Below are 9400 nucleotides of genomic sequence, written 5' to 3' on the forward strand. Positions count from 1 at the left end.
CCATGGATGTCTAGCTTTAAAACATTCAAACATGCTAAGTTAAAACAAACATTAATCTTACTTACTGTATCTAACTCACTTCCTTCTTCCCCTACTATGACTCTCAAAATATCCTCAATAATAGGAATAAGTGAAGAAATGGCAGCTATCTTCATTCCGCTATAGAAAGCCAGTATTGACTCTTTAATAATTGGCAGGTGTTTTCCTATTGCAGTTGATTTAGAAAGAATCTGTATCGTTACAGGTATTATAATTGATAAGGGGTAGAGGCTGCCAAGTTCAGTTTCAAAACGTTCTTGAGCTGAGGCGGTGTCAATCGAAGAAAAATTCTTTGGAGTCACGCCACATCTCATTATTGAATCACCTAGTGCACCATTGGTTATATATGGAGGCAAAAACCAATCTATATGTTTTAAATATCTTTCATAATTTAACAATGGAGTGATGTTTCTTTGGAATAATGGCACGTCGACAGCTCTTATTCGAGGATATATGGCACTGCCTACATCTGTTTTAATTAAAATTCCGCCAGAATGAACATTGTAACCAAAGCTAATTTCTTTTATTTCAAGAATTGTTAAGTGTTTCGCGGTGGCAATACTTTTCACTTCATCAATAGTTATGAATGATTGTTTGTGCTGGCTGCATATTTGATACCAAATACCTTTAATACGGCCATCAATAGATGCGTCATCAAGTAACATTTTATACCTCAATAAAAATGGGGGGATAATCAAGAGGATTCAACTTTACGGCGTCTTCTAAATGGTCAGGGGCAAAGTGTGCATATCGCATCGTCATTTTGATATCAGTGTGGCCGAGCACGCGTTGCAATACCAAAATATTACCGCCATTCATCATAAAGTGACTGGCGAAGGTATGGCGCAAAACATGGGTAAGTTGTCCCGCAGGTAATTCAATATCTGTTCTTTCCAAAGCAGAGCGAAATGCGCCATAGCAATCAGCAAAGAGCCGACCTTTTTTATCTTCAGGTAGAGAATCATATAACTCTTTACTAATAGGTACGGTTCTGTTTTTCCTACCTTTTGTATTTGTATAGGTGATTTTGTACTTAGCAAGTTGGCTTTTTCTAAGCCCCTCAGCCTCAGACCATCGAGCACCAGTAGCGAGGCATATTCTCACAACGTTTTCTAAATCTGGGTGGTCATGGCGTTTACACTCTGCAAGCAGCATCCCGATCTGGTCTCGAGTGAGCCAAGCCATTTCCATTTCTTCCGTGCGGAAAGGGCGCATATTTTTCAACGGGTTTTCGCCCTTCCATTCCCCGAGGCGATTTAGTTCATTGAACACCGCTCGAAGGTAGGCCAACTCAAGATTAAGTGTGCGCGGAGAAACTACTTTCACACGATTTGAACGTGCATACTCACCTTTAAGCCTTTTTTCCCTGTATCGGGAGAACATCTGTGCATCGAAATCTCTTGCAAGCGGTTCACCCATGCAGTCGAAAGCGTGGTGCATTGCTAATTGACGTTTGAGGCCATCTTTCAGGGTGATGCCGTGGGCACTATACCAAGCGTCAACCAACTCTTTAAGCGTGCGTCTGTCTTCTTTTTCTTCCTGCCACGGGTTTTGAACCGTGTATTGTTCGAAGGCTAGAGCTTCACCTTTGGTAGCGAATTTTTTTCTGATGCGTTTACCTTTCGCACCGTTCGGGTATAGCTCGCAAATCCATCCGCCAGCCGGATTTTTACGGACGGTCATCAGTTTATCTCGCTGTATATTCCTATCACACGACCCAGCGTTTTTATCTCATCAATTCCACATTCGAAAGGTACTTTGCCGCCAGCAACATGTAACTTTTTGCCGGGTAAGACAGTTAATTCACGAATGCTTTTAGCTCCTTCAATATCTACAAGCCATACGCCATCGGAAAGTGACGAGCCGGGCTCCACAATGTGCATTGCGTTATCAGAACGAACACACAGAGGATTGCTTAGGTCACGACTAAAGAATGAACGAGAAATTCTCAAAGCGGCACCCTCGATCAACTTACCTTCACTTAAAGTGAATAATTTAACCGCTGTATCCTCAGCAACAGGAGAAGGTGAGTTTTTACCTGACGCTAGTTTTTCTCCCTTTCCTGTAAGTAACCACTCAACACTAGCACCTGTCTCAAGAGAGCAATGGACGATGAAATCATAAGAGATACTCCCCCTGGTATAGCGATTTTGTAGGGAACTGGCAGCAATATTGAAATGACGGGCAAGCTGGATTTTTTGGGCGTATCCATAGACATCACAAATTCTGTCTAAGACATGTTCGTTACTGATTTCTGAATCCATTTGCATAAAATTCGTATCCACGCATTGACTGTTGCGGCTTTTGCGCATTATTATGCGGCTAAACCTAAATTGATTAATGGCACATGTTGGCAAACTGATGACTATTAATCGCAAGTATTGGCAAATAGGGAATGATGCAACATGGCTTCTGAGATCGCAATCTTCAAAGTACCTGCACCGATCGTAACTACTGAACAGTTTGCAGAGTTAGAGGGTGTCTCTCTCCGCACTGTTTATCGTTGGACAACTGGAGACAACCCGCAGTTACCCATAGAACCCCGCACCATCCGTAAAGGCTGCACAAAAGCAGGTGGCCCGATTCGCATCTATTACGCCCGCTGGAAAGAAGATCAGTTGCGTAAAGCATTGGGGCATTCACGTTTTAAACTCGTTATTGGCTACTGATTCACTATATGTGAATTTTGAGGATGAAGCATGTTTGATTACGCTGTCTCTAAACATCCGCACTTCGAAGAAGCCTGTCGCCAGTTCCCAGCGCGCCATAACGTAACGCAGTTAGCGCAACAGGTTGGTATGAATGCACAAACGCTGCGCAACAAGTTGAGCCCAGGACAACCGCATCAACTCACTTGCGCTGAGTTGCTGGCGATCACCGATGCTACAGAAGACTCCAGCCTGCTTGATGCCATGCTGGCACAGATTAACTGTATGCCTTCAGTGCCAGTCAATGAGGCTAGTGCTGGCAACATCCCAGCCTATGCCCTTCATGCCACTGCCGCGATGGGCTCTATCGCTGCCGCTGCGGTACAAGGCGACCATAAAACGCCTGTCCGCAAGTCTGCTTTGCTGGAAAGCGTCAACACCGCGATCCGCCATTTGTCACTGATCGGTCTGACCGTTCAAAACCGCATCCAATCAACCCCAGCACTAGCCTCTACCGTTGATGTGATTAGTGGCCTGGGTGCCGTTGCCGGTTTAAGTTGAGGTTATAGCTATGCCTATCTCGATTGCTCCATTGCTAAAACGCCAAAGCCCATCACGCCATTTTGAGCATGGTTTCATTGAATTGCCGGGCGGTAAATGCTGGCGGCCATGTCACGATCAGTCTGCGTTACTGCGCGGTCTATCCACTTCTAAACCTGCGCCACTGCTGCGCCGTTTGTTCTGCCGTTAATTGGGGTTGATATGTTACTGGCAACAGACACACAAAAAGCTATCGGCATTAAGCGCATTTCCCAGATTAAGCGGGAACTGTTTGCCTACAGGAAAAACGTGGCACAAGAGGCTTTTGATAAATCGCCACCGCATATCCGCAAGACAATCTGCTTCCATGCCGAGCTGAAAGCCCGCCATGTACTCATGACGTTTGCCGAAATGAGCTACACCGAGCGCCAGAAAATCATCTGGGCGCTGAATGACCTGATTGATTTATCAAAAACCTTACCGCGTTTCATCAGTGATGATGATTGCGAATTAAACAGTAATTAACCCCCCTGGCGACATTCTGGCGTAAACCCGCCGGGCATCGCTTTGCTTGAATTAAGGAATTAACCCAATGAATACACAAATTATCGGTATTGATAAAGGCAATGAGTCGGATCACGACAGGGTGATCGTGCTGCTCAATACCGCTCGCCTTGATGAACGTAAAAATCAGGCGGAAGTGGCCGCCGCTCGCCTGATTCGTCTGGCGTCGCATATTGCACAAAACGGCTTGAACGCTATCGAGGCCGTGGAGTTACTGCGCCAAGAGGCTGAAGCCATCGAACACAAAGCGCAGGAGCTGCACTGATGGCTGACCTCATGGATATCGCACAAGAGCGTCAAGCGCTGATCCTGGATGCACAGATCGCCAATGCCCGTAAGTCCTCGGTTATGCCTTCGGCTTTTAAATGTGAAGACTGCGATGCACCGATCCCCGAAGCCCGCCGCATTGCCCTGTTGGGCGTAGAAACCTGCGTAGCCTGTCAGCACCTACGTGAAGCCAAGCGCCGCCATTATGCGGTGCAGGCATGACGGGCTTCATCATCGTTTTCAGCCTGCTGCTGTTTGCAGTGGGCTTTTTTTGGGCCGCTGATTTAAGTGATGCGGAATACGCTCGCAGACCTGAAGTGCAACCTTATGACTGAAGGCAATCCGTGGGCTTATTCCTGGAACCTACCGCGCCCGGCGATTGCCGGGCCAGTAAGACCGCTTACCCGTGAGGAACATGCTCAGGGGCAAGCTGTTTTGCGCAATATCCATTCCCTGCCGCAATTTCTCAGTGCGGGCTTTTTGTCTCGCCATGACTACCTGCTGAAAAGCAAAGGGCTGCACGATGCCAACAAGTGGCTGGTGCTGCAATTTGATCGCCGTATCTGGCCCCGCATCCAAACCGTTAACGATAAAAATGCGATGGATCTCCATGCATCACCCTGTTTTATGTCGGAACTGGATAACTACGCCAGCTTGCCGGGGATGGATGATAAGGCGTTGAAGCGTTTTGCTGACCGGATCGCCGGGCAGTTGATGCAGAACTATGAGCGTTATTGCGAAGCGTTTCTGGCTGAGAACGGCGGTGATAATACAGGTTTGTTAGATGATGATATCCAGGCAACGTTTTATTCTCAGGTTGCGGGGATGGCCCGTGCTTTCAATGTTACCCCAATGCATTGGCGTAAATACCGTAAAGGCAAGCTTGATACTCAGTCAGCAGTTGCCAGTTTGTCACGGTTGGTGAATGCCGAGTGGTGGGAACGCCAACTGAAAGCCCAGCGTACTCGCTGGCGTGAAGCCTTGCTGATTGCGGTGGGTAATGTGAACCGGGGAGTTTCTGCCTATGCCAGTAAGCAGGCGATCCGCGAAGTGAAAGCCCGCCGCCAGTCCAATCTGGATTACCTGAACAGCCGGGAGCTGGAGAACGTCGACACCGGCGAACGTATCAACCTTATCGACAAGGTGATGGCGAGTATCTCCAACCCGGAGATCCGTCGGATGGAGTTAATGGCGATGATCGCCGGTGTCGAGAAAGCCGCTGCCGAGTACGGGCATAAAGGCTTGTTTATCACCATCACCACGCCGTCCAAATACCATCCGACGCGCACCCTCGGCAAAACCAATCCCAAGGTGCAGTTTAACCACAATTGGGATGCAGAAGCCTACACACCCAAAGACGGCCAGCGTTACCTGGTCAAGCTGTGGAGTAAGATCCGTACCGCGTTTAAAGATAATGATCTGCAGGTTTATGGCGTGCGAGTCGTTGAGCCCCATCACGATGCAACCCCGCACTGGCACATGATGCTGTTCACCACCAAAGAACAGCGCCAACGGGTGATCGATATCATGCGCCGTTATGCCATGGACGAAGATGGCGACGAACGCGGCGCAGCGAAGAATCGTTTTGATTGCAAGCACCTCAATAAGGGCGGCGCGGCGGGCTATATTGCGAAGTACATCGCAAAAAATATCGATGGCTATGCCCTGGACGGTGAGCGCGATCATGAAACCGGTGAGCTGCTGACCGAGACCGCCGCCGCCGTTACCGCCTGGGCGTCAACCTGGCGTATTCCTCAATTTCACTCCATCGGTCTACCTTCCATGGGTGCTTACCGCGAATGCCGCCGCATCCGTTCTATCAACCTGGCAGATGACTTTGACGCTAGCGTTGAGGCCGTCCGCGCTGCTGCGGATGCCGGAGATTTTGCCGCCTACATCCTGGCGCAGGGCGGGGCCAATGTTCCCCGTAAGGAACAGACCGTGCGTGTTGCTCGCCGCATTGCTGATGAACTCAACGCCTACGATGAAGAAGTGCAGAAGGTGATCGGCATTTTCGCCCCGCACCTGGGGATCTCACGCATTCATGAGACCCGCAACACCCAATGGCGCATCGTCGCCAAGGTTGTTGACCTTGAGGGCTTGACCTTAAAAAGCGCCTCTGGCGCGCCTCGGAGTCCTGTCAATAACTGTGGGTTGGTCGGCAGCAATGCGGTGACAGATCAGCAGGATAAGGAGCCGGTGGAGGCCGTGGCAGTGCTGGAACACCCACCAGAAACCCCAATTGACTGGAATGATACGACCGTTACACGGTCTGTTATGGCGCGAATTAGAGCCAATGCACCACAGGTAAACAGAGCGCAGCACAGCAACAACGCGTATCAAGGGCGAACGGTAGCCCCATCGGCCCGATTAACCCCTGATGAGCGTGCTCGCATCCCTCGGATTAACTCAGAATTGATACAGAAGGGTATCCAGGCTGAACGTTGGGAACTGGAAGTGCTAGCGCGTGGTACTAAAGTCAAATTTGGTGATATATCAATGCAGTATGAGCCGGTTAAGGATTGGGCAAGCTTCGAATAATCAGTTGCGCAATGAGAATCAATAGTTAATACTGTATATGCATACAGTTAATTGTAAGCATCGGAGGAAAGTAGGGTGCATTTACCAGCAGTGGAAGACGTGGTCATTTTGGAACGTATTGAGCTCATCGCCCGCCTTGGGGTTTGTTATGAGAGCCAGGCAAGAGATAAAGAGATAGCACTGATATGGATTTCAGAATTGGCGGGTGAGATGAAAAGCAGCATCAGCCCGGAAAAAGCGGCAGTGATCAAGCAGCTCGCGACAGTTTAGTAATCCATAGCAGGTAGCAGCATGAAAAGAGAGATGAACCTGGCTTCGGCACTGCATGAAGCGCTGAAATTTACCGACAAAGGTCGCCGGATTAAAACGGTGGATTTCATCCATGTGGCCGCACAGCTCGGTATCCATATGACACCGGCAGAGGCGAACTACTACATTTTGCACTGGTCTGGGCACCGCTTCAGGGTGATTGAGGAGGGGCGCTATCAGCATAATGTATATTTGATGGCTTGCTGATTTTATAGTCATTTTCGAGATAAACATATTTGTTAGCCCGATATTGGCCTACTGTTGCCTATATCGGGTTCTGTAGCATTAATCAAGTGTGATGGAGGATACACTTTAGTCAAAAAATAATGTTAAAATTCAGTTTTTATTGCGTCCCAATGTGGATTTTTACATACTGTAATAAAAAGTATGGCAGAGGGATATATGCGGTTATTAAAGAATGTTTTCGATAACTATGATGAAATGCGTAGGGAGCAAAAGGGAAAGACTTCCAAGGCGGTTGGAACTCCGTATCCGAGCATTAAATCAATTATGCTGGAAATTCCAAACCTTATTAGATGGAAACTAAAAACATTAAATAGAGATCACGATTTTAAAGTGGTTGGTTCTATTGGTCAAGGTGCTGTTTCTGAAATTCCCTGGGTGTGTATATTTAATAGAAGGATCACCGAGTCAGCTCAGAAAGGTTACTATATAGTTTTACTGTTCTCATCAGATATGAAATCGTGTGTTTTATCATTAAATCAGTCTGTTACAGAGTATAAGGAAAAATACCCATCTAAAGTTGCTATGTTACGCATGAGACACACCGCGGATCTAGCTAAAAATTTTATTAATATTAGCTCCCCTGCATTTAAAGGGGCAATATCTCTAAAAGCAAATAAGCATTTGGGTATTGGTTATGAGACAGGCGCCATAGCTAGTTTTCACTATGATGAATTTAACTTACCTAGCGAAGCTACTTTCCTGAGTGATTTTGAATCACTTTTGAATGCTTATGACGATTTGTTCATGGTCTGCGGAGATGCATTAAGTGCATTGAATTCAATAACAGAAGAACAGTATCAGCAGTATAGTTTAGAACTTGCTGAAAAAGGGAGTAAAACAGGTAGGACGGTTACTCTCTCTGATAGTGGTGGGGTACCTATACCGCCAAAGCGAAAAATAAGTGGCCGTTATACATATGCCCGAGACGAGCGATTTGCAGCTGAAGCTATTCGTAAAGCTGAATTCAAATGTGAGTACGATCACAATCATAAAACTTTTAAATCCTATGTAAACGATAGTGATTATGTCGAGGCTCATCATCTCATACCTATTAGTAACCAAGAGAAATTTAATTTTTCAATAGATATCACGGAAAACATTGTCTCGCTTTGTCCGACATGCCATAGGCAACTTCATCATGGAGTCCCTATTGATAAGCATCCTTTGCTGCAAAAGCTATTTCTGGAGCGAGAAAATGCTCTGAAATCAAGAGAGATCGTTGTCAGTATTGAAGAGTTATTTGGATTTTATCGCAAAGAGGATAGTTTACTAGACTGATGCATGCATTGAGTGCATGAATTTGCACGATGATCCGGTGTGATTTTTACCCCCGCAGCACCAGTCTTGACGCGGATCGCGCCGGATCATGCAACTGCATGAAAAGCGGTGTATGAAGCGGGCAGGCGAGGCGGGGATAGCATTGCGCGCATCTGGTTTTATTTAATAAAAAAATCAATTATTCTAATTTTTTCGTATATAGTATGTTTCCACGGATTGATATTAAAAAAGGTATTCAAATATGCTTGAGAAAATTACTTTTATGTCTGGAACCACACCCTCACAGCCTCCTTTAGATATACAATTATCTCCTATAACGGTCTTCGTTGGACCAAATAATAGTGGTAAGTCAATAGCACTAATTGAGATTGAAAATTGGTTAAAAGAAAGAGATCCAAAATCCGGATATGTAATTAAAAATATCACTTACGAACAAAATGCGTTTGAAAACATTGAAAGTGAACTGAATGAATTAAAGGCTGCCCCCATAAAAAATGAAACAATATATAGCGACCACATAGTAATTAGTAAAATCGTTCCGCAAAATAGTGCTGCATCAAGACTTCAACTTTCACTCCCTAATATTTTAAATGAAGCTAGTAATCCCAATAAATTACCTCGTCATTATCTATGTCAGTACACTGCCATTCACACATTAAAGTTAGACGGAAAAAACAGATTACAACTTATCGAAGATCAAAATGCAGTGGATCTTCAGAGAGAACCATCGAATACATTTTCTTTTTTATTTAAAAACAATGTTATTCGACAGGAGCTAAGCAGAATAGTAAACCTGTCTCTTATACACATCTCCGAGCCCACGAGACAGGAGGTATCATCGCGTATGCCGTCTTCTGCTTGGAAAGGGGGGGGGGGGGGGGGGGGGGGGGGGGGGGGGGGGGGGGGGGGGGGGGGGGGGGGGGGGGGGGGGGGGGGGGGGGGGGGGGGGGGGGGGGGGGGGGGGGGGG

General features: G+C 46.6%; 13 protein-coding genes. 10 read left to right on the top strand and 3 right to left on the bottom strand.

All coding sequences use genetic code 11. The features are described from left to right. From JHD74_RS24665 to JHD74_RS24675, 3 genes are all read right to left on the bottom strand, one after another. The coding region (locus JHD74_RS24665; RefSeq protein ID WP_199063747.1) for a hypothetical protein at positions 1-704 on the bottom strand (704 nt) is incomplete at its 3' end. A gap of 1 nt (position 705) precedes the next feature. Beyond that, positions 706-1722, bottom strand: coding sequence for a tyrosine-type recombinase/integrase (locus JHD74_RS24670; RefSeq protein ID WP_199063748.1), 1017 nt, complete (start codon positions 1720-1722; stop codon positions 706-708). After that, the gene (locus JHD74_RS24675) at positions 1722-2309 is read right to left on the bottom strand and encodes a phage repressor protein CI (protein WP_199063749.1); all 588 of its coding nucleotides are present in this window, start codon (positions 2307-2309) and stop codon (positions 1722-1724) included. The genes JHD74_RS24670 and JHD74_RS24675 overlap by 1 nt, the downstream gene beginning before the upstream one ends. A gap of 135 nt (positions 2310-2444) precedes the next feature. Between JHD74_RS24675 and JHD74_RS24680 the strand changes: the two genes are divergently transcribed. The 10 genes from JHD74_RS24680 (at position 2445) to JHD74_RS24725 (ending at position 8432) form a co-directional block, all read left to right on the top strand. Continuing rightward, positions 2445-2708 (top strand): hypothetical protein, encoded by a 264-nt coding sequence (locus tag JHD74_RS24680; RefSeq protein ID WP_024528227.1) that lies wholly within the window; start codon positions 2445-2447, stop codon positions 2706-2708. Between the two features lie 30 nt (positions 2709-2738). Then, complete coding sequence (locus JHD74_RS24685; protein WP_166733454.1) at positions 2739-3248, top strand: phage regulatory CII family protein; 510 nt, start codon at positions 2739-2741, stop codon at positions 3246-3248. A gap of 10 nt (positions 3249-3258) precedes the next feature. Further along, positions 3259-3438 (top strand): phage filamentation protein Fil family protein, encoded by a 180-nt coding sequence (locus JHD74_RS24690; RefSeq protein ID WP_071784411.1) that lies wholly within the window; start codon positions 3259-3261, stop codon positions 3436-3438. An 11-nt stretch (positions 3439-3449) separates the two neighbouring features. After that, entirely contained in the window at positions 3450-3752 is a 303-nt protein-coding gene (locus JHD74_RS24695; protein WP_024528229.1) for a hypothetical protein, read from the top strand. Positions 3753-3819: 67 nt separating this feature from the next. Beyond that, entirely contained in the window at positions 3820-4056 is a 237-nt protein-coding gene (locus tag JHD74_RS24700; RefSeq protein ID WP_199063750.1) for a DUF2732 family protein, read from the top strand. Continuing rightward, positions 4056-4280 carry a TraR/DksA family transcriptional regulator gene (locus JHD74_RS24705; RefSeq protein WP_024528231.1) on the top strand — a complete coding sequence of 75 codons (225 nt, stop codon included), beginning with the start codon at positions 4056-4058 and terminating at the stop codon, positions 4278-4280. Before JHD74_RS24700 ends, JHD74_RS24705 begins: the two co-directional genes overlap by 1 nt. 105 nt (positions 4281-4385) lie before the next feature. Next, positions 4386-6599 (top strand): replication endonuclease, encoded by a 2214-nt coding sequence (locus tag JHD74_RS24710; protein ID WP_199063751.1) that lies wholly within the window; start codon positions 4386-4388, stop codon positions 6597-6599. A 75-nt stretch (positions 6600-6674) separates the two neighbouring features. Then, positions 6675-6869 carry a hypothetical protein gene (locus tag JHD74_RS24715; RefSeq protein WP_024528233.1) on the top strand — a complete coding sequence of 65 codons (195 nt, stop codon included), beginning with the start codon at positions 6675-6677 and terminating at the stop codon, positions 6867-6869. A 21-nt stretch (positions 6870-6890) separates the two neighbouring features. Then, positions 6891-7115 carry a hypothetical protein gene (locus tag JHD74_RS24720; RefSeq protein WP_199063752.1) on the top strand — a complete coding sequence of 75 codons (225 nt, stop codon included), beginning with the start codon at positions 6891-6893 and terminating at the stop codon, positions 7113-7115. Positions 7116-7310: 195 nt separating this feature from the next. Next, positions 7311-8432, top strand: coding sequence for an MrcB family domain-containing protein (locus JHD74_RS24725; RefSeq protein WP_199063753.1), 1122 nt, complete (start codon positions 7311-7313; stop codon positions 8430-8432). Positions 8433-9400: the final 968 nt, after the last annotated feature.

It is taken from the genome of Serratia sp. ASV30 (genome assembly GCF_016428815.1).
GTDB lineage: Bacteria > Pseudomonadota > Gammaproteobacteria > Enterobacterales > Enterobacteriaceae > Chania > Chania fonticola_C.